The 23231-nt window shown below is 44.2% G+C and carries 24 protein-coding genes; 22 read left to right on the forward strand and 2 right to left on the reverse strand.

The genetic code is table 11. From position 1 onward, the window contains the following. The first annotated feature begins 39 nt into the window (after window positions 1–39). The 22 genes from MSP8886_RS12580 (at window position 40) to MSP8886_RS12685 (ending at window position 21522) form a co-directional block, all read left to right on the forward strand. Window positions 40–2505, forward strand: coding sequence for a flagellar hook-length control protein FliK (locus MSP8886_RS12580; RefSeq protein WP_067016925.1), 2466 nt, complete (start codon window positions 40–42; stop codon window positions 2503–2505). 103 nt (window positions 2506–2608) lie between these two features. After that, entirely contained in the window at window positions 2609–3142 is a 534-nt protein-coding gene (locus MSP8886_RS12585) for a flagellar basal body-associated FliL family protein (protein ID WP_067016928.1), read from the forward strand. Between the two features lie 5 nt (window positions 3143–3147). Continuing rightward, the gene (gene fliM / locus MSP8886_RS12590; protein WP_067016930.1) at window positions 3148–4125 is read left to right on the forward strand and encodes a flagellar motor switch protein FliM; all 978 of its coding nucleotides are present in this window, start codon (window positions 3148–3150) and stop codon (window positions 4123–4125) included. A 1-nt stretch (window position 4126) separates the two neighbouring features. Then, window positions 4127–4588, forward strand: a complete 462-nt coding sequence (gene fliN / locus MSP8886_RS12595; RefSeq protein ID WP_067016932.1) for a flagellar motor switch protein FliN — start codon at window positions 4127–4129, stop codon at window positions 4586–4588. Between the two features lie 55 nt (window positions 4589–4643). Continuing rightward, the gene (gene fliO / locus MSP8886_RS12600; RefSeq protein WP_245659097.1) at window positions 4644–5099 is read left to right on the forward strand and encodes a flagellar biosynthetic protein FliO; all 456 of its coding nucleotides are present in this window, start codon (window positions 4644–4646) and stop codon (window positions 5097–5099) included. After that, window positions 5096–5836: a flagellar type III secretion system pore protein FliP gene (gene fliP / locus MSP8886_RS12605; RefSeq protein WP_067016936.1), complete on the forward strand. Its 741-nt coding sequence runs from the start codon at window positions 5096–5098 to the stop codon at window positions 5834–5836. The genes fliO and fliP overlap by 4 nt, the downstream gene beginning before the upstream one ends. Before the next feature lie 2 nt (window positions 5837–5838). Further along, window positions 5839–6108 (forward strand): flagellar biosynthesis protein FliQ, encoded by a 270-nt coding sequence (gene fliQ / locus MSP8886_RS12610; protein ID WP_067016938.1) that lies wholly within the window; start codon window positions 5839–5841, stop codon window positions 6106–6108. Continuing rightward, complete coding sequence (gene fliR, locus MSP8886_RS12615; RefSeq protein ID WP_067016940.1) at window positions 6108–6890, forward strand: flagellar biosynthetic protein FliR; 783 nt, start codon at window positions 6108–6110, stop codon at window positions 6888–6890. The genes fliQ and fliR overlap by 1 nt, the downstream gene beginning before the upstream one ends. After that, a complete protein-coding gene (gene flhB, locus MSP8886_RS12620) occupies window positions 6883–8028 on the forward strand; it encodes a flagellar biosynthesis protein FlhB (protein WP_067016943.1) in 1146 nt (381 codons plus the stop codon). The genes fliR and flhB overlap by 8 nt, the downstream gene beginning before the upstream one ends. Window positions 8029–8062: 34 nt before the next feature. Continuing rightward, on the forward strand, window positions 8063–10183 hold the full coding sequence (gene flhA, locus MSP8886_RS12625; RefSeq protein WP_083200944.1) for a flagellar biosynthesis protein FlhA: 2121 nt from the start codon (window positions 8063–8065) through the stop codon (window positions 10181–10183). 100 nt (window positions 10184–10283) lie between these two features. Further along, entirely contained in the window at window positions 10284–11576 is a 1293-nt protein-coding gene (gene flhF, locus MSP8886_RS12630) for a flagellar biosynthesis GTPase FlhF (protein ID WP_067016944.1), read from the forward strand. A 97-nt stretch (window positions 11577–11673) separates the two neighbouring features. Continuing rightward, window positions 11674–12414: an RNA polymerase sigma factor FliA gene (locus MSP8886_RS12635; RefSeq protein WP_067016946.1), complete on the forward strand. Its 741-nt coding sequence runs from the start codon at window positions 11674–11676 to the stop codon at window positions 12412–12414. A gap of 55 nt (window positions 12415–12469) precedes the next feature. Then, window positions 12470–12850 (forward strand): chemotaxis response regulator CheY, encoded by a 381-nt coding sequence (locus MSP8886_RS12640; protein WP_442399114.1) that lies wholly within the window; start codon window positions 12470–12472, stop codon window positions 12848–12850. A 9-nt stretch (window positions 12851–12859) separates the two neighbouring features. Next, entirely contained in the window at window positions 12860–13651 is a 792-nt protein-coding gene (locus tag MSP8886_RS12645) for a protein phosphatase CheZ (protein WP_067016948.1), read from the forward strand. A gap of 12 nt (window positions 13652–13663) precedes the next feature. Then, a complete protein-coding gene (locus MSP8886_RS12650; RefSeq protein WP_067016950.1) occupies window positions 13664–16060 on the forward strand; it encodes a chemotaxis protein CheA in 2397 nt (798 codons plus the stop codon). Between the two features lie 26 nt (window positions 16061–16086). Further along, window positions 16087–17151, forward strand: coding sequence for a protein-glutamate methylesterase/protein-glutamine glutaminase (locus MSP8886_RS12655; protein ID WP_067016951.1), 1065 nt, complete (start codon window positions 16087–16089; stop codon window positions 17149–17151). Beyond that, a complete protein-coding gene (locus MSP8886_RS12660; protein ID WP_067016954.1) occupies window positions 17151–17888 on the forward strand; it encodes a motility protein A in 738 nt (245 codons plus the stop codon). Before MSP8886_RS12655 ends, MSP8886_RS12660 begins: the two co-directional genes overlap by 1 nt. Beyond that, window positions 17881–18723 carry a flagellar motor protein MotB gene (locus tag MSP8886_RS12665; RefSeq protein ID WP_067016956.1) on the forward strand — a complete coding sequence of 281 codons (843 nt, stop codon included), beginning with the start codon at window positions 17881–17883 and terminating at the stop codon, window positions 18721–18723. Before MSP8886_RS12660 ends, MSP8886_RS12665 begins: the two co-directional genes overlap by 8 nt. Window positions 18724–18791: 68 nt before the next feature. After that, the gene (locus MSP8886_RS12670) at window positions 18792–19565 is read left to right on the forward strand and encodes a ParA family protein (RefSeq protein WP_067016958.1); all 774 of its coding nucleotides are present in this window, start codon (window positions 18792–18794) and stop codon (window positions 19563–19565) included. Between the two features lie 5 nt (window positions 19566–19570). Continuing rightward, the gene (locus tag MSP8886_RS12675) at window positions 19571–20569 is read left to right on the forward strand and encodes a chemotaxis protein CheW (RefSeq protein WP_067016960.1); all 999 of its coding nucleotides are present in this window, start codon (window positions 19571–19573) and stop codon (window positions 20567–20569) included. A 32-nt stretch (window positions 20570–20601) separates the two neighbouring features. Further along, the gene (locus MSP8886_RS12680; RefSeq protein ID WP_067016962.1) at window positions 20602–21096 is read left to right on the forward strand and encodes a chemotaxis protein CheW; all 495 of its coding nucleotides are present in this window, start codon (window positions 20602–20604) and stop codon (window positions 21094–21096) included. 21 nt (window positions 21097–21117) lie between these two features. After that, on the forward strand, window positions 21118–21522 hold the full coding sequence (locus MSP8886_RS12685) for a DUF2802 domain-containing protein (protein WP_067016964.1): 405 nt from the start codon (window positions 21118–21120) through the stop codon (window positions 21520–21522). A gap of 49 nt (window positions 21523–21571) precedes the next feature. Here the strand turns inward: MSP8886_RS12685 and MSP8886_RS12690 are convergent, their stop codons facing one another. After that, complete coding sequence (locus MSP8886_RS12690; protein WP_067016966.1) at window positions 21572–21823, reverse strand: EscU/YscU/HrcU family type III secretion system export apparatus switch protein; 252 nt, start codon at window positions 21821–21823, stop codon at window positions 21572–21574. After that, window positions 21823–23175 carry a flagellar hook-length control protein FliK gene (gene fliK / locus MSP8886_RS12695; RefSeq protein ID WP_067016968.1) on the reverse strand — a complete coding sequence of 451 codons (1353 nt, stop codon included), beginning with the start codon at window positions 23173–23175 and terminating at the stop codon, window positions 21823–21825. Before fliK ends, MSP8886_RS12690 begins: the two co-directional genes overlap by 1 nt. Between the last annotated feature and the right edge of the window lie 56 nt (window positions 23176–23231).

A 23231-nucleotide genomic window follows, 5' to 3' on the forward strand; every position in this document is an offset into this window, starting at 1 on the left:
CTCTGTCTTGCATGGCTTGTTATATCGCTGGAGGGTATTATGCAAGCAACAGTCAACTCGGTGTTATCACCGTCATCAAATGTGTCGTCTAAATCTACCTTATCGCCTGAGGCATCTGAGCCATCGCAAGGACAGTTTGCTGATGACTTTAATCGAGCAAAGCAAGCCTTAGACTCGTCTGCATCTAGTGACGGCCGTTCAATGAAAGAGCCGACAAATGACACACGGCAATCCTCTTCATCCATACCTCCTGATCCAACGCCTAAAGATGCTGATGGCGTCCAAGAGAGCAAAGCACAAAAAGGAGCTGGGGGACTTGAAAATGGTGTCAGTAATACATCCGTTAAAACTGACGTAAGCGGCAATAGATTGCAGTCTGAAGGTGAATCCTCGCCAGAGGAAAACCATGGTACGGATGGGAAGTTGAAGGGGGTTAACTCCAGTGAAGGTGGAGTAAAGACTAAAAGTAGCAATCCCCATATTGTTGTATCTTCAGGGGCGGGAACAGATTCAGCTATTCAGCTTGAAAAGCCTTCTTCGCATTTCTCCCAATCAGGGGAGACAACCCCTTCAACAACGGGGATGATTTCATCGCAAGAGCAGCTAAACACCACGCAAACCGGCAAGTCTGTCAATGGTACGGTGAGTGTTGATGGTCATGTTGCTAATAACCTGATTAATAGCGATAGTGTTGAGCATAGTAAGTTAGTTAAAAGCGCTCCAAATCTCACTGGCTCGCAAGAGCCATCTAGCGAGAGTAAGGTAGGAGAGGCCGTCAGTAAGCAAGTCTCTTCGAGTGGCCATGAGAATACCCTCCACCGATCTAGTCAAAACGGTATGGTGCAGATGGTTGACGGCCAGCCTCATTTGGCTGTGAGTAAAACCGCTGCTAATGGTGTCACTGGCCATCTGACTCTTAAAGGGAAAGAAGGAGAGCAACAACTATTAGATGCAAAAGGAGATAAAGTAGTCCCTTCAGCTGCCGGCGCCCTTGGTTTGAAAGCGTTAAATACTGAAGCGACCCATGTTCAAACAACAGCTGTACATCTTGATCAAAATGGCCAACCAACGAAAGCGGTTTTACCTGATACTGTTCAGCTTGATCAAAATGGTCATCCTGTGAAAAATTCGTCTCTGAATAGCGTTCAGCTTGATCAAAACGGAAACCCCGTGATGGAGAACACTGAGGCCTTGCAAAAAGGGGAGGTTGTCTCGCCACAGACGAAAGAAACGACAGACCTTTTATTAAAAGCAAATAGTGGTGAGCTCGTATCCCATGGTCAAAAAGGTGTCCAGGGGGATGGCGGTAAAAGCAATGTTGTTTCGTCAAAAATGAGTAAAATACCGCCAGAAGTACGGGCATTAATGGCGGCAGAAAATAACGAGGGTAAAGCGAAGGCCGCTGCCTCGAGTGTTGATTTAAGTGCCTTGTCTCCTATGGCTCAAAAACAAGCGTTAGCAAGTGCTAAAAAGGCGTCCGAGAAGGGGGCTGAAAAAGTAACAGATCCATCTTCCAATGATAAAAAAGAGACTAAAAAGTCGGGAGATGGAGAGCTTTCTTGGGTGTTATCCCAAATGGGGGCAAATCCCATTGCGCCAGTGAGTGCTGCTGTGGCAGGTGTTTCAGCTGCCGCTCGTGGTACAGGTTCAGCACCGAAATCGTCAAGTGCAACCCCGTCTATAAGCGATCAGGTTTCGACAAGTAAGGTTGCCGACCAAGTGGCGCTCGCAAATGCATTAAAAAGTCCTATGACAGGGGGGGGGGATACGCCTCTTATCTTAGCGAATGCTGACTCAACGACGGAGGCCTCTGGTCTTCTTAATGGTAAGGGGGCTTCCAAGGCTAGTTTGTCAGCCAATGAACCCATAGAGCTACGAAAAAAAGAGCAGGAGGCCATGATAGGGAAAATGGTTGGGCAATTGGATGGTGTGGCTAAGGATTCAGATCCAGGAGGGATGGGCAGTTCTCTTGCAAACAATGGCGGTCGTTTAGCGGCTACTGGGCCAGCGTTAGGAGCTACGAATCCGGCACAGCTAACACCAACTCAGCAGCAAAATCTAGCCATGTCTGTTCCACCAAATCACCCAGGTTGGGCGGGGGAAATGAGTCAAAAAGTGGCTTGGGTTGCTCATAATGGCGCTCATAGTGCGCATATTAAGCTTGATCCTCCCGAGTTAGGCAGTTTAACGGTGAAAGTCTCTGTAGACAGTGGCAATAATAATACTCAAGTGAGTTTTGTAGCAGCAACTCATCATACGCGAGATTTACTAGAAGGCCAGATGGGGCGTCTTCGTGATATGTTAGCTCAACAGGGGATGGATCTAGGTAGTGTCAATGTGGATGTGTCACAGCAAGACATGTCTGGCACTCAATACCAGACGGCAGAAAGTTATCAACCTCAACTTAATTTAGGCTCTTTAAAAGGGCAAGAGAATGGTGAAGAAGAGCCAGTTTCTGGAAATATATCCTATGTCACACCAGCAGGAATTGATTACTACGCCTAAAATGAAGGAAAGTGATGGTGCTATTCATTATTCTTTGTAGAATAGGGTTCCTTAAAGCGTATTGTGCGTTGTTTTATAAGTCTGTGTTTCCAAGGATTTTATTATGGCAGAAGAAGATAATTTAGAGGTTGATGCCGAAGAGGGCAAAAAAGGTGGTAAGAAGAAGCTTATTATCATCATTGCTCTTGCTGTGGTGCTATTAGGTGGTGGTGGAGCTGCTGCTTACTTTTTCTTTTTTAGTGGATCTGATGAAGCGGCCAGCGCAGAAGCGGATGGCGGGGCATCATCTGCTGAAGCTGCCGCAGAGCTTTCTAAACAGCCTTCTATTTATTTGAAGTTCGATGAGCCTTTTGTATTGGATTTTGTTGTGGATGGCCAACAGCGTTATTTGCAGCTTACTATGACGGTTAAATCTAAAGACCAGTCACAAATTGACGCCCTAAAATTAAATATGCCTTTGATTCGTAATAGCCTTGTGCTGCTGTTTTCCAGCCAATCTTTTAACGATTTAAAAACGATGGAAGGCAAGTTGGCTCTGAAAAAATCTGCTCTGGAGGCCATCAATAAGTTGCTGAAACAACAGACAGGTAAAGGTGGTATCGATGCGGTTTTATTCACTAGCTTTGTGATGCAATAAGTCTTATGTCAGCACAAGATTTACTTTCTCAAGATGAAATTGATGCCCTCTTACATGGCCCTGATGAAAAGCCAGAAGAAGAGGACGATAGAGATGCTAATGGTGTTGCCTCTTACGATATAACCAGTCAAGAGCGTATCGTCCGTGGGCGTATGCCTACGCTGGAAATGATCAACGAGCGTTTCGCCCGTTATACTCGTATTAGTTTATTTAACTTGCTGCGCCGTACGGCAGACGTATCTTCTGGCGGTTTACAAATTATGAAGTTTGGCGAATATGTGCATACTTTGTATGTACCGACAAGTTTGAATTTGGTGAAATTTCGCCCGTTAAGGAGTACGGCTCTATTTATTTTGGATGCCAAATTGGTGTTCAAATTAGTAGATAACTTTTTTGGTGGGGATGGTCGCCATGCCAAAATCGAGGGGCGTGAATTTACCCCTACAGAAATCCGCATCGTTCAACTTATGCTGGAGCAAGTGTTTAAAGACTTGACAGAGGCTTGGGCCCCTGTACTAAAACTTGAGTTAGAATACATCAGCTCAGAAGTTAACCCTGCGATGGCCAATATCGTCAGTCCGAGTGAAGTGGTGGTGGTCTCTACTTTTCATATTGAATTGGATGGTGGGGGTGGGGAACTGCATATTACCCTACCTTATTCGATGATTGAGCCTGTGCGTGAACTGTTGGATGCAGGGGTGCAAAGTGACGTTGATGAAATGGATGACCGTTGGGGGAAATCCCTTGAGCAAGATGTGAAGGACATCAATGTTAACCTCAGAGTCAATGTAGCGAACCGTAAAATTTCGCTTGGTGATGTTTTAAAGTTCAAGGCAGGTGATATCATCCCTATTGAAATGCCCGAGTTCGTGACTGTAAGAGCGAACAATGTTCCTGCTTTTAAGGGAAAGTTGGGGGTTTCGAATGAGCGCTATTCTGTTCAGATGGAAGAAAGTTTTAAATCTAACAAGGTAAATAAGTAATATGGCTGAAGAGCAAAATCCTGATGCAGAGGGGATGGACGAAGGGCTTGCCGATGAGTGGGCGGCTGCCATGTCAGAAGCGGGAGAAACCGGAGGACAAGATGATGTCGATGACGAATGGGCTGCTGCGATGTCCGAGCAGGAGGCAAAGCCTGTTCAGCTAGAGTCACTGTCCGCACCTGCTGTGCCAAGTGGTGGTGTTGGGTCCGATCTTGACCTTATTATGGATATCCCTGTGACGCTATCTATGGAGCTTGGTAACACCGAAATTGCTATTCGAAATTTGATGCAGCTGACACAGGGGTCTGTTGTCGAGTTAGATCGCTTTGCGGGTGAACCCTTGGATGTATTGGTTAACGGTACGCTGATTGCTCATGGTGAAGTTGTTGTGGTGAATGATAAGTATGGTATCCGCCTAACAGATGTTGTTAGTCCTAGTGAGCGTATTAGAAGATTGAAGTAACCTCGTGACTGTTTATAGAAAATCGTACACATTTCTGATCACAGCCATGCTTTGCATGGCTGTTTCCTATGCGCATGCCAATTCTTTAGCCGATTCAGGGTCGATTCCTACCATGACATCGACTTATTCTATCTGGAAAGTGGTTGCGTCGCTGATTTTTATCATTGCTTTCATTCCTGCAAGTCTTTGGGTCGTGAAGAAGTTACAGTTTGCTCAGATGAAATTGAGTAAATCTGATATTCGAATTATTAGTAGTCAATCACTCGGAGCAAAGGAAAAGTTGATTCTTGTGGAGGTGGAAGAGGAGAAAATTTTGATTGGTGTTACACCTCACTCTATTAATCACATCAAAAGTTTCACGCCGAATAGTAAGGCCTTTGCGCAATTAATGGGGGAAGTGTCACTGCAAGACAAGGCTGATAACAGTACTGCTCACGATAATAGTACTTCTCATGATAATAGTATCTCCCCAAATGATGATAGCCCCACGACTCGCGAGGCCTCATCGTGATTCGTCTTCTATTATTGCTTAGTCTTTTAATATTACCTTCTATCTCTTGGGCTGAAGCTGGTTTGCCTGCGGTCAATGTGGTAACGAATCCGGACGGTAGTCAAGAGTACTCAGTATCCCTGCAAATTCTCTTCATAATGACCGCGTTAACCTTGTTACCAGCGGCATTGATGATGATGACGGCTTTTACACGAATTATTGTTGTATTAGCTATTTTGCGTCAGGCGATTGGTTTACAGCAGACACCTTCAAACCAAATTTTGATTGGTATGGCGCTTTTTTTGACCTTATTTATTATGACGCCAACGATGAATAAGATAAATGCAGTGGCTTTACAGCCTTACTTGAATAATAAAATGACCTCGTTACAGGCGGTCGAGGCAGCAGAAAAGCCTATGAGGGACTTTATGCTTGCTCAAACCCGTAAAGACGATATTGCTTTGTTTGTGAAGTTAGCTGGTAAAGAAGGGAAGATCCAGTCACTAAATACCTTACCTTTTACCATTCTAATGCCAGCGTTTGTGACCAGTGAGCTAAAAACGGCATTTCAAATTGGCTTTATGATCTTTATTCCATTTTTGATTGTAGACATGGTGGTGGCTAGTGTTTTGATGGCAATGGGGATGATGATGTTGTCTCCGGTGATCATTTCCTTGCCGTTTAAGATTATGCTTTTTGTGATGGTAGACGGTTGGTCTATGATTATGGGGACGCTTGCAGCAAGTTTTGGGATGTAGTTATGGATCCACAAGTTGTTTTAGATCTCTATGGACAAGGCTTTTATTTAATTGTTGTGATTGTTGCGGCTGTGATGGCGCCGAGTTTGGTTGTCGGTTTGATTGTTAGTGTTTTTCAGGCCGCCACACAGATTAACGAGCAAACCCTATCATTCCTCCCTCGTTTGATCGTGACTATTTTGGTTATTATGCAGCTTGGTCCGTGGATTTTAACTAAATTGATGGATTTTACCACTAACCTTTTTATTAATATTCCAATGATGATTGGCTAATGCTTGAGCTTCATCCGGATCAATTAATTAATCTTGTTATTAGTTTTTTACTGCCCTTTTTTCGTATCGCTGCCTTTTTCATGGCGCTGCCCCTGTTTGGTAGTCGGCTTGTTAATAGCCGTGTCCGTATCGCATTTTCATTTTTAGTTGCTATCATTATTACACCCGTTGTGAAAGTACCTCATTATGATGCGATTTCTCCTGCATTTGTGGTACTTATTGCTGAGCAACTGATTATTGGTTTTGCATTAGGTTTTGTGGTGACGATTTTATTCCAAACCTTTTCTATGGCTGGGCAGTTGGCGGCCATGAAAGCGGGGTTGGGGTTTGCTATGTCAAACGATCCAGCCAATGGGGTGTCGGTGGCGACCATGGGCCAATATTATATGTCGATGGTGGCGTTGGCGTTTTTAGGTACAGACGGTCATTTGGTGATGATCGAATACTTAGCGGAGAGCTTTAAATATTGGCCTATTGGTAGTGGATTTGATAGCCAACACTATTGGCAACTGGTTCAGTTAGGGAGTTGGATGTTTGAGAAAGCGTTGTTAGTAGTGCTGCCTTTGGCTATTGCTGTCCTAATTATGAATTTAGCCTTTGGTGTGGTGGCAAAGGCTTCCCCTCAGTTAAATGTTTTTGCGTTAGGTTTTCCTGTCATTATGCTTTTTTCTCTGTTCTTCTTCTGGATGATGTTAGGGGACTTTTTGGATATCTATCGTTTATTCTTTCATGAGTTAACGATCTGGATGAAAGATACATGGGGAGCTCGTTTACATGGCTGAAAACGAAGACGGTAGTGAAAAAACGGAAAGTGCCAGTAGTAAGAAGCTCGAGGATGCGCGAAAAAAGGGGAATATTGCTCGCTCAAAAGAGCTAAGCTCTGCTCTGTTGCTGATTGTGGCTGCTGTGGCGCTATATAGCACCGGAGTCTTGATGGCGAAGGACCTAGGAAGCGTGTTTCGTTTCAACTTTACGATGGATAGGTCTGACCTGTTTGATGTCAGTCGGATGATTTTTCATCTTTATGGTTCGATTGTTGAGATGATGAAATCGTTAATTGTGACCTTGTTGGTGCTGGCTGTAGCAGGGATTATTGGCAGTATTATGCTGGGAGGGCTGAATTTTTCATGGGAGCCCTTAATGCCTAAGTTCAGTAAGATCAATCCAATTACTGGCTTAAAAAGGATGTTTTCCGTTCAGTCTTTAGTTGAATTGCTCAAGTCAATCGCCAAAGTTGCTCTTGTTGCTTTTGTATCGACACTGGTTATTTATCACTATTTACCCGAAGCACTGGAGTTGACTTTTCAATCCATTCGTCCAGCCGTCTCTCATGGCATTGATATGGTGATGTGGGCGTTTATCTTTATTAGTTTGTCTTTGGCGTTGATTGCCGCAATAGATGTGCCGTTTCAGATTTGGTCCCATAAAGAAAAGTTAAAAATGACCAAACAAGAAGTGAAAGATGAGTACAAGCAGCAGGAAGGGGATCCTCAAGTTCGCGGACGTATTCGGCAGTTGCAACGTCAAGCCGCGATGAATCGCATGATGTCTGATGTCCCTGAAGCGGATGTTATTATTACCAACCCGACACACTTTTCTGTAGCATTGAAATATAATCAAAGTGGGGGGCAAGCTCCCATAATGATTGCTAAGGGAAGCGACTTTATGGCGTTGAAAATTCGTGAAGTAGGCAATCACTATGACATCCCTGTGATACAATCCCCAGCACTAACGCGAGCGATCTATCATCATACTAAGATCGGTGAGGAGATTCCCCATGGACTCTTTAAAGTAGTAGCGCAATTGCTCGCTTATGTTTATCAACTGCGTAACGCACGACATGGCGCGCCAAGGCCCGAAACCATGCCGCGTTTTGATATACCAGAAGAGTTTCAATGGGATGGTAATACCCCATCCTAGCTAAATTGATTGTTAATATCTGCGGGAACCGCGTGTGAATTTTGATCGCCAAAAAATGACTGGTCAGTTTAAAGGGATAGTGAGCGGGAATCTTGGGATTCCTATTTTGCTTCTGTCTCTTTTAGCCATGATGATACTGCCGATTCCAGCGTTTCTGCTTGATGTCCTCTTTACCTTTAATATTGCGCTCGCCATTGTGGTCTTGTTGGTCGCGATCTACTCTTTGCGACCATTAGATTTTGCTGTCTTTCCAACCGTTTTGCTGGTTTCAACCCTGATGCGTTTGGCATTAAACGTGGCTTCTACTCGTGTTGTTTTATTATATGGTCACGAAGGGGGAGATGCAGCTGGTAAGGTGATTCAAGCCTTCGGTGAGGTGGTGATTGGGGGTAACTATGTTGTCGGCTTTGTGGTCTTTGCCATCTTAATGATCATCAACTTTGCCGTTGTGACAAAAGGGGCGGGGCGTATATCCGAGGTGAGTGCTCGATTTACTTTGGATGCCATGCCTGGTAAACAAATGGCCATCGATGCTGACTTGAACGCAGGGATGATTGATGCGGACCAAGCCAAACAACGACGCATTGAAATCGCCTCAGAAGCAGAGTTTTATGGCTCCATGGACGGTGCTTCTAAGTTCGTAAAAGGGGATGCCATTGCGGGTTTGCTTATTTTGGGGATCAATATAATCGGTGGCTTGGCAATTGGGATGTCGCAACATGGTTTGACTTTTTCTGAAGCTATTCAGCGGTATTCTCTGTTGACCATTGGTGACGGTCTAGTGGCTCAGCTTCCTTCTTTGATGCTTTCTACTGCGGCTGCCATCATGGTGACTCGGGTTAACGAGTCGGGTGATATGGGGACGCAAATTGTCTCGCAGATGTTTGGTTCACCAAAGGCATTGTATATCGCCGCTGCGATCATGGGGATCATGGGGATTGTGCCAGGCATGCCGCATTTTGCGTTTTTGTCTCTGGCTATTGCTTTAGGCGGTTTTGCATATTTTCTTGAGTACCGTAAAAAGCGCAAAGCGATGGCAGGAGCTCAGTCTACAAGCAGATCGTCATCGTCGGATGTTTCACCTCCAGCGGAAAGCAAAGACCTGAGTTGGGATGATGTAGCGCCTGTTGATATGTTGGGGCTGGAAGTTGGCTATCGCTTAATTCCTCTAGTGGATAAATCCCAAGGTGGGGAGCTATTAGCAAGGATTAAAGGGGTTCGTCGAAAATTGTCGCAAGACTTGGGGTTTCTAGTGCCCAGTGTTCATATTCGAGATAACTTAGACCTGATGCCCAATGCCTATCGTGTCACCTTGATGGGGGTGAGTTTGGCTGAGGCGGAAGTGCATCCTGATAAAGATCTGGCAATCGATCCTGGGCAAGTATTTGGTTCTATTGATGGTATTGCAGGTAAGGATCCGTCTTTTGGTTTGGACGCTGTTTGGATTGACCCGAAAAAACGCGATCAAGCACAAACCTACGGTTATACTGTGGTGGATGTGAGTACGGTGGTGGCCACCCATATTAACCAAATTATGCACAAGCATGCCTATGAATTAATTGGTCATGATGAAGTCCAGCAATTGCTTAGCTTGCTCAAACAGTACAATCCGAAGTTGGCTGAGGAACTGGTGCCAAATACCATTCCGTTGAGTATTTTATTAAAAGTATTGCAGAACTTATTGATTGAGGGGGTTCCGCTTCGTGATATGCGCACCATTGCCGAGGCTATCATGGGTGTGCAGCCAAAAAGTCAGGATCCTATGGTGTTAACCGCAGCCGTTCGAACGGCTTTGTCTCGTTTAATTATCCAAACCTTAGCGGATGGAGTAGAGGAGATTCCTGTACTAACACTTGATCCTCAATTGGAAAAAATGCTGATGCAAACGGTTCAGCAGAGTCAGCAATCAGGCATTAAGAATGAAGAAGCGCTTATTTTAGAGCCAAAAATGGCTGAACAGTTACAATCTTCTCTTAAACAGTCTGCAGAACAGCAGGAAGCAATGGGAAATACACCTATACTGATAGTGTCAGCACCAATACGACCGATGCTAGCCCGTTTTATGCGCTATGGTATGGTGAATATGTCCGTTTTGTCTTACCAAGAAGTGCCAGATCATAAGCGAATTACCGTTGTTGGTGTGATTGGTCAATAGTCTGTAGCAATTGTGATCAATTAGTCTCTATATTTATCAAAGTCTTTCGGGTAAGCTATGGATTTGTAAGGTTAAATACACTAAAAGGATTCAATTATACATGCAAATTAGGCGGTTTCGAGCTCCCGACATGCGCCAAGCGATACGGAAAGTCCGTGACGCTGTGGGCCCTGATGCGGTTATTTTGTCGAATCAACGCCTCCCCACTGGTGAGATAGAGATTGTTATTGCGCTAGACTATGATGGTTCTTTGCCTTCAAGTATGGTGCAAAAAAAACCTTCTACATCAACGTTTAGACCTTCTGAAGAGCGTCGAAAAGAAGCGTATCAAGACCCTTCGGCTGAGTATTTTGAACGTATAGAAAGAGCAAAGCAGCAAACCCCAACAGACACCAGTCCTAAATCATCGTCGCCATCATTTGATATGCCACCTATCGAGGACGATGAAGACGAACCCGTATTGGAAGAAGCACTTTCTTTAAAACAAAATAAAGAAGGTGATAGTCAGCTTCATGCGATGGAGCAGGAACTACATCGCGTCAAAGAAATGTTGGAGCAACAGCGTCAACAGTCGTCGATGCAACCTAAAGAAAATTCTGTTGAAGCGAAAGCTAGAGAAAAGTTAAAGCGTTTGGGCTTGTCTGATTTGATAACCTCTAGACTATTAGATGATATTGATCTAAAGGGCCGAGAGGATGATTGGAATCGATTGCTTGCTCATCTTGCGGATTATATTCCTGTACGCTCAAGTTCGGCAGAGTTGAAAGGATGCATTGCTTTTATGGGGCCGACGGGAGTAGGAAAAACGACCTCCATTGGTAAAATTGCGGCCCAGCATGTTTTGAAATATGGCTCAGAAAGTATTGTATTAGTCACAACCGATACCTACCGGATTGCCGCCCATGAGCAATTACGTACTTTTGGTCGGATTTTAAATATTCCTGTAGAGGTTGTGAATGAATACTCTGATTTAAATGAAGTACTTGCTAAATACGCCCATTACTCTTTAGTTTTAGTCGACACTGCGGGGATGAATCCAAGGGATTCTAACCTTGAACGGCAATTGCTAATGATCAAAAGAGCGCGTTCCAGTTTGAAAAAACTGTTAGTTTTACCTTGTACAAGTCAAAGACAGGTGCTTAAGTCTGTTGTTGATGTGTATTCTCAAGTTCAGCTTGATGGGTGTGTATTAAGTAAATTAGACGAGTCAGCGTCTCTTGGTGAAGCCATTAGCGTGGTTATCGAAGAGGGCTTACCTGTTGTTTACATCGCCGATGGACAAAGAATTCCTGATGATATAGAACCTGCTCGTGCACATAACTTAATTAGCCGAGCCGTTTATACAGCAGAGCACTACAGCCAGATCTATGGGTCACTAAGATATGGTAGTTAGTAAAATTATGTTATTTGGATGAGCGCGATATGGAACTATGTAGTACAGTTATTCTGTGCATCAGACTCAAATAGTAAAAGGTTGCTGATTTATCTTTATGCAGACCAAAAACGGATACGACACCTATACTAGAAAAGCGACATTATCGATTGATGCCATTGTCGAGCAATACGGCTATTTAGTAAAAAAAATCGCTTATCACTTGTTAGCGCGTTTACCCAATACTGTGGACGTGAACGATCTGACACAAGCCGGAATGATGGGGCTGATAGAAGCCTATAAACGCTTTGAGTCTGATAAAGGTGCCAGTTTTGAAACCTATGCTGGTATTCGGATTCGTGGCTCTATTATGGATGAAATTCGTAAGACTGATTGGGCACCTCGCTCGGTAAGGCGCAATGGACGGGCGGTAAGTGCCGCCATTAAAGAACTCGAGGCTAAAGCTGGGCGTGATGTTTCCGATATGGAAGTAGCGGCCCACATGAATATCAGTATTGAGGAATATCACGACATCATTCACTCATCGATGACGACACAGCTATTTAGCTATGAAGAAATGTTAGAGTCGGATGATGGTGGTGTATTGGATACATTCAGTGACGAAGTAAGCACCACACCTTACTTTTTGGCTGAAGAAAGTGGGTTTCAAGATCAATTAGCAAATGAAATTGATCAATTACCAGAAAGAGAAAAACTGGTCTTATCTTTATATTATAATGATGAATTGAATTTAAAAGAAATTGGCGCTGTTTTAGGTGTTAGTGAATCGAGAGTCAGTCAAATTCATAGTCAGGCTGCTCTTAGATTAAGAGCTCGATTAAGTGATTGGCGAGATTAAATTATGAATTGTGAAATACTACCTTTGGGTTGTGGAGGTTGCATTGGATAAAAACATGAAGATCCTGATTGTTGATGATTTCTCGACAATGAGACGTATCATCAAAAACTTGTTACGGGATTTGGGATTTACCAATACAGTTGAAGCGGATGATGGAACGACAGCATTACCGATTCTTCAAGCAGGGACAATTGACTTCTTAGTAACCGATTGGAACATGCCCGGTATGACTGGAATTGAATTGCTTCGAGCGGTTAGAGCTGATGATAAACTCAAAAGTATTCCTGTATTGATGGTAACAGCGGAAGCCAAACGTGATCAGATCATTTCGGCAGCTCAAGCCGGGGTAAACGGTTATGTTGTTAAGCCTTTTACTGCCGTCGCACTCAAGGAAAAAATTGAGAAAATATTCGAACGAATAGATGCTGCTAAATAGGGGCTTTTGATGTCAAAGAAACTTGAATCAGGCTTGGGGGATTTTGAATCCCTAGTGAAGGATGGTGCTGTTGATCTTTTGAACCACATTGAAGTCGGTGACTTTAGTAGTGCGATAAAGGTTATTCAAGAGCTTAGCGAGGCTCGACATAATAGTTTCTATAAAGAAGTCGGGACGCTAACAAGAAGTCTCCATGACGCAATTCGCGATTTTCAAGTTGATTCAATGGACTTGGTGGTGGGTGAAGGGCACTCTGAATCTGGTAATACTAAAATTACAGATGCCTCTGACCGGTTGAAATATGTTATTGAATTAACAAGTTCAGCGGCCAATAAAACCATGGATATGGTGGATGGAAGTGTTCCTGTTGCAAGTGAGCTACAAAGCCAAGCAAGAGAGTTAAGAAAAGATTGGAATCGTTTGATTCAGCGCGATTTATCACCTCAAGAGTTTCGCGAACTATATAAGCGTATTGATGGTTTTTTAAAGTATGCAGATGACAGTGCGACAACCTTGCATTCCAACCTCAATACAATTCTTCTAGAGCAAGGTTATCAAGATTTAACTGGTCAAGTAATTACAAGAGTGAACGATCTAATTCGAGATGTAGAAGAACGCCTTGTACATCTCGTTGCTGTTGCAGGACGTGTTGATAGTATCTCCGGAATGGAGCATGACGATAGTGAAGCCGAGCACGACGACACTCGTGGTCATGGTCCAGCTATTAATAAACAAAACAACCCAGAAGTACTGAATAGTCAAGACGAAGTAGACGACTTGCTATCAAGTCTTGGTTTCTAAAGGGAGCTGAGGATGAGTTTCGAGGTCGATGAAGAAATTTTACAGGATTTTTTGGTAGAAGCTGGAGAGATCCTGGAACAGCTTTCCGAACAATTAGTAGATCTAGAGCAAAACCCAGACGATAAGCAATTATTGAATGCTATCTTTAGGGGTTTCCATACCGTTAAAGGGGGAGCGGGGTTTTTACAGTTAACGGCACTGGTCGATTGTTGTCATTATGCGGAAAACGTATTTGATATCTTGCGTAATGGCCAGCGTACTATTAATTCTGATTTGATGGACGTGGTACTGCAGGCTCTTGATGCAATCAATGAGATGTTTGAAGCTGTTCGTTCTGGTAATGAACCTGAGCGTGCTGATCCTGATCTGATTCAGGCTCTTAGTGTCTATGCAAAACCGCCCACTGCTGAAGAGTTAGCTGGCGGTAGCGTTGATGCTGATGAGGAGCCAGAAGATGAGTTATCTGATGAAAACATGGCAGTTGAGGAAGACGAGGCAGTTGAAGAAGAGCTAATCGATGATTCATCCGATGCGAGTGAGTCGGATGAGCCTGCGGATATTACCGACGATGAATTTGAATCTTTGCTTAATGCGCTAGGTGGTGAGGATACTCCAGCAGAAAAAGCAGACAGCAATACTGCCGCAGCAGAGGTGAGTTCAGATAATGCTTCTGATGAAATTACTGAGGATGAATTTGATCAGCTGCTTGATAAACTGCATGGTAATAGTGCACCGGGTCTTGATAGTAGCAAGGAGGCACAAAGCGCAGATCACTCCGAAAATGTATCAGAAGAATCGTCTGCCGAGTCTGATGAAATTACGGAAGACGAGTTTGAAAAATTACTCGACCAATTACACGGTGGAAGTGCGCCTGGTTTAGATAGTAATGATCAAGTTCAGGAGAATAAGGCCCCAGAAGCTAAGCCAAAAGAAGGTGGTGCGCCTTCCGAGGACAAAAAACCGGACGCTGAAGCAAGCACCTCTAGTGCTGATTCTGATTTGATCACAGAAGATGAGTTTGAGTCTTTACTGGACAGTCTTCATGGTAAGAAGGGGGCTCCTAAGGGGGATGCTGGTAAGGCTAGTGCTAAGAAAGAAGCGCCAGCGAAACCGAAAGCTGCACCTAAAAAGGTGGAGCCAAAAGTGGAGCCTAAGCCAGCTCCTCGGGCACCTAAGGCAGACGATACTCCTCCGCCATCGAATCATCATGCAAAAGATAAAGTCGCAGGTGTGCCAGTTACACAAGAAGCAACGGTTCGGGTAGATACAAAACGACTTGATGACATCATGAATATGGTGGGTGAGCTTGTTTTAGTGCGAAATCGTCTGGTGCGTCTTGGTTTGCAAAGTGAAGACGAATCCATGGGCAAGGCGGTTTCTAACCTTGACGTGGTAACGGGTGATTTGCAAAACGCTGTAATGAAGACCCGAATGCAGCCAATCAAGAAAGTATTCGGTAAGTTTCCTCGTGTGGTACGTGACTTAGCTCGCAACCTGAAGAAAGAAGTGAATCTCGAGCTTCGTGGGGAAGAAACAGACCTCGATAAAAACTTAGTAGAAGCACTTGCCGATCCACTTGTTCACTTAGTGAGAAACTCGGTTGACCATGGTGTTGAAGCGCCTGATGTTCGGGAAGCTAAGGGTAAGCCGAGAGTTGGTCACGTTATTTTGTCTGCTGAGCAGGAAGGTGATCATATTCTGCTATCCATCGATGATGATGGCGCGGGTATGGACTCTGACGTGCTACGTAAAAAAGCAGTTGAAAAAGGCTTGATGGATACAGATGCTGCGGAAAGGTTATCAGATGAAGAGGCCTTCAATCTTATATTTGCTCCAGGCTTTTCGACCAAAGTAGAGATTACAGATGTATCAGGCCGTGGTGTGGGAATGGACGTTGTTAAAACGAAAATTTCCCAACTAAATGGTACGTTACAGATTAAATCTGTTCTAGGACAGGGGTCACGCTTTATTATTAAAGTACCTTTGACCTTAGCGATTATGCCAACCTTGATGGTGACTTTAGCTGATCAATCGTTTGCTTTCCCGCTTGTTAGTGTGAATGAAATATTCCACTTGAACCTACAAAAAACCAACATTGTAGATGGTCAGCAAGTGGTTGTTATTCGAGGCAAAACACTTCCAATCTTCCATCTTAAGAGCTGGTTGATTAAAGGCGGAACGCGTGACACGACACCAAAAGAAGCGCATGTGGTTGTGGTCCAAGTGGGGATTAATGAAGTTGGCTTTGTAGTGGATCAGTTGGTTGGACAAGAAGAGGTGGTGATTAAACCTCTGGGTCGAATGCTACAAGGAACCGCAGGCATGGCTGGTGCGACGATTACTGGTGATGGCCGTATCGCATTAATTCTTGATGTACCTAGCATGTTAAAGAGTTACGCCTCTAGGTAGATAGATTTTGATTTGGGAGTGGCGGTATGCCGGTAAAGGTACTGGTTGTAGATGACTCCGGTTTTTTCCGACGTCGTCTAGTAGAAATTTTTGAAGCAGACCCGAGATTAACCGTTGTTGGAACGGCTAATAATGGCAAGGAAGCGGTTGATAAAGTGCAGTCTTTGTCGCCAGATGTGGTGACAATGGATTACGAAATGCCTGTTTTAGATGGTATTTCCGCTGTTGCTAATATTATGAAGCTCAAACCAACGCCTGTGTTAATGTTCTCCTCGTTAACGCATGAAGGGGCAAAAGTTACTCTTGATGCGCTTGAAGCGGGCGCGGTTGATTTCATGCCGAAGAATTTCGAGGATATTTCCCGAGATTCTACGGTGGTAAAACATACATTAGTTGAACGGGTGTTGACCGTTTCTCGAACGCGTCTTGGCGGATCAAGAGCCCCTGTCCAGAGTCTTGCGCCACGAGAGGCTCCAAAACCGATCGTCACTGAACGCGGAGTGATTATCCCGCGCTCTAGAAAAAAAGTGAGCTTGGTTGCGATAGGTACGTCAACGGGGGGGCCTATGGCCCTGCAAACGGTACTAACAAAGTTACCTGCTAATTTTCCCGCTCCTTTAGTGCTGGTTCAACATATGCCTGCTGCGTTTACTGGAGCATTTGCTGAAAGGCTAAATAATATTTGTAAAATTACCGTGAAAGAGGCCAAAGACGGCGATCGTTTGCAAGCTGGGGTTGCTTTACTGGCACCGGGTGGTAAGCAAATGATGGTGGATCCTCGCAATGGCGGCTGTGTCCGTATTTTGGATGGTGATGAGCGACTTAATTATAAGCCCTCTGTTGATGTAACGTTTGGGTCTGCCTCTAAATGTTATCCTGGTAAAGTACTGTCTGTTGTCATGACAGGCATGGGGGTTGATGGTCGAGAAGGTGCACGTATGCTGAAAAACTCCGGCTCCCGAGTCTGGATCCAAAGTGAAGAGTCCTGCGTCATATATGGTATGCCAATGGCAGTAGAAAAAGCCAATTTGGCTGATGATATTATCGATCTAAGTCATATTGGTGAGCGCCTAGCGCGTGAGGTTAGCTAGTGGATTTGGTGACGCTGGCTGGACTGCTTCTTGCGTTTGGCTCTGTCTTTTTATCTAACTGGCTTGGCGGAGGAGAAGTGATTCTCCTCCTTAATCTGCCTTCTGCAATTATTGTGATTTTGGGGAGTTTTGGTGCAACTTTGATGCAAAGTAGTATTCACGACGCCTCAAGAGCGATTTCTCTGGCTAAGTGGAGCCTGTTTCCCCCCACCTTTGATTTCTCCTTTGCTCGATCTACCATGATTACCCTGGCTTATAAAGCAAGGCGACTCTCTTTAATAGCTTTAGAAAGTGATATAGAACAGCTCTCAAATGAGTTTGCTATGCGAGCTTTTCAAATGGCTATCGATGGCGATGAAGCAGAGGAACTGGCGGATCGTTTGCACGATGAAGCCAATCGCATCCACGACCGTCGTATGTCCAGTGTGACCTTTATTGAATCCATTGGCGGTTACGCGCCGACGCTCGGTATTATGGGGTCTGTATTGGGGTTGATTCAAGCGATGGCGAATCTTGATAGTCCTGAGGCGTTAGGTCATGGTATCGCTGTGGCCTTTGTTTCTACGCTTTATGGGCAGGGTTTTGCGAATCTTGTTGTCTTCCCCATTGTTAGAAAGCTATCTAGCTACGCAGATCAAGAACTGCTTTATAATCAGTTGTTGATTGATGGTGTTTACGGTATCGCTACAGGTAAACATCCGCAACGTTTAGAGCGAGAGCTAACAAGTTATGAGTGATGAAGCTGTTTCTCCTGCGCCTTCACGTCGTCGACGTGTTCTAAAAAAGAAACGGCCACAGAATACCCAAAGTCGAGATCGTTGGGTGCTATCCTATGCCGATTTTATTACCTTGTTATTTGCCTTCTTCGTGGCTCTCTATTCCATTTCTATCCAGCATAAAGGGGATAATAAAAAAATAGCCGAAACGCTGAATGGTGTGTTTGATGCGGTGCAAAAGTCGATTAAGCCGATTACCGTTGGTAAGCCTATTATAGGTCAGCCAACTGAACAGGCCGCGGTGGACACTAAAATGATTCCAGCCACACCTTCTAAGACAGAGAATAAAGATAGCAATACGGCGCCATTGCCAATGACAATTTATGACGTCCTTAATACTACTATCAGTAATCAATTTCAGGGGCTAAGTGAGTCTGGAAAAATCGCAGTGAGCCAATCAAAACATTGGGTTAATTTGGAATTACAATCTAGCTTATTGTTTGGTGAAGGGGAATATCAGCTGACGAATGAGGCCGTTGCTGTGTTAATGGTTGTTTCAAAGGTATTAAAAGCTTATCCCTCTCCTGTGTTGGTGGTCGGGAATACCGATGATTTACCCGTAAAATCGAGTCGATTAATGTCGAATTGGCATTTATCTAGTTTAAGAGCGGCCTCGGTCGTAGACGAATTGGTCTATCAAGGAGTTAACCCAAAACTGATTGCACCGATTGGGTTTGCCAGTGAAGATCCAAAAGTCAGTAATACCAGTGAGGAGAATAGACGGAAAAATCGTCGTGTCACCTTGCGAATCAGTAAAAGTAACTTTGATAATCTTTATGATTACTTGTTTAAATAGCGCAATACTGTATATGATTGCAATGAAAGTGTAAGCAAAATAATAGCATAGAACTCAGGGGACATAGAGTGCACATTTGGGCAGTGGCAAATCAGAAAGGTGGTGTAGGAAAAACGACCACAGTGGTTTCATTGGCAGGATTATTGGCAGACGCTGGCAACAGGGTTCTGATGGTAGATCTTGATCCACATGGATCATTAACGAGTTATTTCCGTTTTGACCCAGACTCGATAGAACATAGTGCTTATGACCTTTTTCAAGTCAGTGGGAAAATACCAGACACTCTCCCACGCCAACTTATTTTAGAGACAGGCCATCCTAATCTTTCTTTGTTACCAGCTTCAACGGCATTGGCTACCTTGGAGAGACATGCCCAAGCACAAGGCGGTATGGGGTTAGTGATTTCCAAAACGCTTGCGATTTTATGGGATGATTATGACTATGTGTTGATTGATAGTCCGCCAGTGCTTGGGGTGCTCATGATTAATGCATTGGCGGCTTGCCAACAGTTAGTGATTCCGGTACAAACCGAGTTTTTGGCCATCAAAGGTTTGGAAAGAATGGTACGTACGTTGACTATGATTAACCGGGCGAGGAAACGGCCTGTTCCTTATTTGATTGTGCCGACCCTATTTGACCGACGTACACAAGCATCCAATAAAAGTTTGAGAAGCCTGAAAGACTCTTACGAAGAGCTTGTGTGGCACTCAGTTATCCCCGTCGATACTAAGTTACGCGACGCCAGTACCGCAGGAGTGGCTCCTTCTGCGCTTGATGCGAGTGCGCGAGGCGTAAAAGCGTATGCGAGTCTGATGGACTCCTTATTGAACCCAGCGGGTTAAAGGTTATGAAAGAAACGAAAACAAAAGATCAATTGGTTGGTCCCCAACTTGCGGTGCAGCGGTATCTTGATGATTTGCTGCAAGAGGCGACGATTATTGATTCCAATGAGCCAGAACTGTCTGAACAGGACGCCTTAGAAGAAGCATCGGATGAAGAGGTATTAGAGGAAGAAAATCTAGAGGATGAATCTAATGCCGTCGCAGAGGTAGATGAAGGGCGAGAAACAAAAGAAGAGCAGATCACAGAAAAGTCAGAAGATAGTGAGGAGACGTCAGCAGAAGATCGCTTATCTGAGGCTCCCTCTCTTGAAGAGTGGGGGTTAACGGAGGAAGGCGTTGAAAAAGAATACAATGAAGTATCTCTTGAGGCATTAGATGCTTCCTTTGCTGATTTTGAGAATGCCATTTCAGGTATGCAAGAAGTGGCCTTGCAAGAAAGTACAACAGAAGTAGAGGCTATTGAGCCAGAGCCAGAGCCAGAGCCAGAGCCAGAGCCAATAAAAAGCCGATGGGTGGCGAAAACCGAACCTTTGCCTTGGGCTAAGAGTCGTTTTGAATGTCTCTTGTTTTACGTTGGCGGGCTAAAAATGGCGGTTCCCTTAGTTGAACTTGGTGGTATACACCAAAGTAGCCATGACAAACTCACCGCCATTTTTGGACAACCTGATTGGTTTATGGGGGTCGCGAATGTCGGCGATTTCAACTTACGTACCGTGGATACGGCACGTTGGGTGATGCCAAATCACTATCAAGGTGATTTAAAAGAGCATTTTAAATTTGTGATTCAATTGGATCGATCCGATTGGTCTATTGCTTGTGAAAAAGTGGCCGAAGCCATTTCACTAGAACCGTCGCAAGTGAAGTGGCGTAGTGATAGGAGTAAACGACCTTGGTTGGCAGGTACGGTAATTGATCATATGTGTGCCATACTTGATGTGCAGGGCTTTATTGAGCTTTTGGAAGACCCCAACAACGGGTTTAAAAAACACCTCAAACAAAATTGATTGATCATGTAGAGTGATCATGGAGAGAGACGATGACAACAAAAAGCGTAGCGTTAAATGAATCTAAACAATCAGAAGATCCAATTCTTCAGTGGGTGACGTTTCGTTTAGAAAATGAGATCTATGGTGTGAATGTTATGCAAGTTAAAGAAGTCTTGCGATACACTGAGATTGCTCCGGTTCCAGGGGCGCCCAGTTTTGTGTTGGGTATTATCCATTTACGTGGTACGGTTGTCACCGTTATCGATACGCGTCAGCGTTTTGATCTGCCCTCAGGAGATATCACGGATTCGTCTCGTATTATGATTATGGAAGTGGAAGGGCATGTCATTGGTATTTTGGTGGATGCGGTTTCTGAGGTTGTTTATCTGCGCCAGTCTGAAATTGAAGTCTCTCCAAGTGTCGGTAATGACGAATCTTCAAAATTTATTCAAGGTGTATGCCATAAAAATGATATTCTGTTGATTCTCGTGGATCTCGATAAGCTTCTATCGGAAGATGAGTGGTCTGATATAGGTTCAATGTAAATTCGAAGGTAGTTGTACTCGATGGAATCTCAATGGTTGTTTAACCTTCTTCTCGTGCTTCAATTTATAATGTTAGTTGCGTTGGCTGTTTGGGGACTTCGTTTATCTAAGCGTGTAAAACGCATGCAACAAATGCATCAAGAAGCCGATTTGAATCAAAAAAAGCAAGTTCAAGTATTAGCGTCTGGATCAATCGGTATGGGAAGACGTTTGGTTGCCATTGAGAAGAAATTGAATATCGCCGTTGAGCGACAGTCAGAGCTTCTCTCTAAAGAAGGGAATATTTCCTATAATCGTGCGATGGATTTGTTGGAGATGGGGGCTACCGTTGATGACTTGGTATCTAAATGTGGTTTGATTAGAGCCGAGGCGGAGCTGATTAGTTTGTTGAAGAAAGAATCGCGTCGTAATTCAGACTATCACTAAAGTGATTTTCTTTTGGTGGAGATTAAGGCTGGATTGGCCGCCACTTTTGTTATGACCAGCGATGATTCTTTAAATTGTGAGCAAAGGCGATGATTTCTGCAACCGCTAAATAGAGTGATTCGGGAATTTCCTCGCCTAGTTCGACGGTGCTGAGCATTTCAACGAGTTCAGGGCTATGATGGAGCATAACGTCGTGCTCCTCCGCTATTTCTAAAATGCGCCTGGCAATAAATCCCTCTCCTTTCGCGGTGACCTTAGGTGCGCCAGCGTAATCGTATTTAAGGGCAACGGCTTTTTTCATTAAGTCCTCTCATCGATCAAAGTTGTGTGTTTGGGTTTGACTGGCGGATCCTCTTTTAGTTTACCTTGGAAAACGTCCAAACGTTCCACTTCTATGTCCTTTTCCCTAAGCTTTTGTTTCAGTTCTTCCATGTGCTGTCGAATCGCTGTTTGAGTGGTTTTTTGCTCAGCAGCAAAGACAATGCCGACTTTGTTACCCTGTATACTAAGACGAGTATCAAAGCGACCTGTTTCTTCAAAATCAAACTTCAGCTTTACTAGCCAGCGACGCTCTTCTTTTGGGAGTTCTTTGGTGGACGCATCTTGATCGATATCCAATTGTACAAGATGGTTTTGTTGTCCCTCTTTGATGGGTAAATCAATGTGCATGGGGAACATTTGTGCATAGGGCTGATTGCTGTCGGCAAAGTGTCTTAATTGGTTTGTGCTGATACGCTCAATGGCATTGGCAATTTGGTCAGTCGGGAAGGGTTTTAACGAACTGGTTTCTTGGTGTGTTGTATTTAACCTTGAGAGATTCAGCTTTAAATCCGCTGCGGCTAATGGATGGTTGTTTTTAAGCAGTGATTCTGAAAACTGTCCACTTGTTTGTAGCGCTTGCTTCATGGCGCTTGGTGATTGGGTTAGTGTATCGATATTGGGTAGGTTCTGAATGAGTTGCGTCAGTGCCTGTTGTACTTTGGGGGGCAGCGGCGTCGTAGTGTGTTGGATAGATTGCAGTTGTTTCAATAATTGAGCCATTTCGCTGGCCGATAGTTGTTTGGGAAGGCTTTGTTTAAGGGCTTCAATAGACAAACTGCTGGTTTGTCTATTGTTTGAGGGTAAGACCTGTAGTTGATTTTTATTGTCCATGAACACACGAAGGACATCGCCTTTTTTCAGCGCCGTTTGCGTGGTAATCATAAAGTGATTTTGCCCATCCGATACTTGAGCGCTGTACTGTGCTTGACCGTTGGTGTTGGTTTGGACAGAGGCAGAGAGGACGGTTAAATTAACCACACGAGACGCTAAAGCAAGGTTTGTCGCTGCTGCAGATTGAGGCAGAGTAAGGCTGGCTTGGTGGGCGCCATTTAAACGAATTTGTGTGTTTTCATTACCTGAAATTGTGATTGGTTTGCCAGTATTGATCAGGTTGAAGGTCGTATTTTGTTGAGTGGTTGCCTGTAAAAGTTGAGCGGGTTTTCCCTGAAAGATGATTTTTTCACTGCCCGTGAGGCGAATCATGCTCATGCTTTCGATCAGCTTTATCTCACTGTTGAGTTTGCTGATAAGCCCAATTTGCTTTTGTGCCATAGGTTGAGCATTAGGCTGATTTGCTGTCTGGGTGTTGGATCCTTTAATTGTGGGTAGCATAGGCAGACATACTCATTCGGTATTTGACGAACTTTCTCTTATAATAGGCGTTTTTA

Source organism: Marinomonas spartinae, assembly GCF_900089775.1.
GTDB classification, from domain to species: domain Bacteria; phylum Pseudomonadota; class Gammaproteobacteria; order Pseudomonadales; family Marinomonadaceae; genus Marinomonas; species Marinomonas spartinae.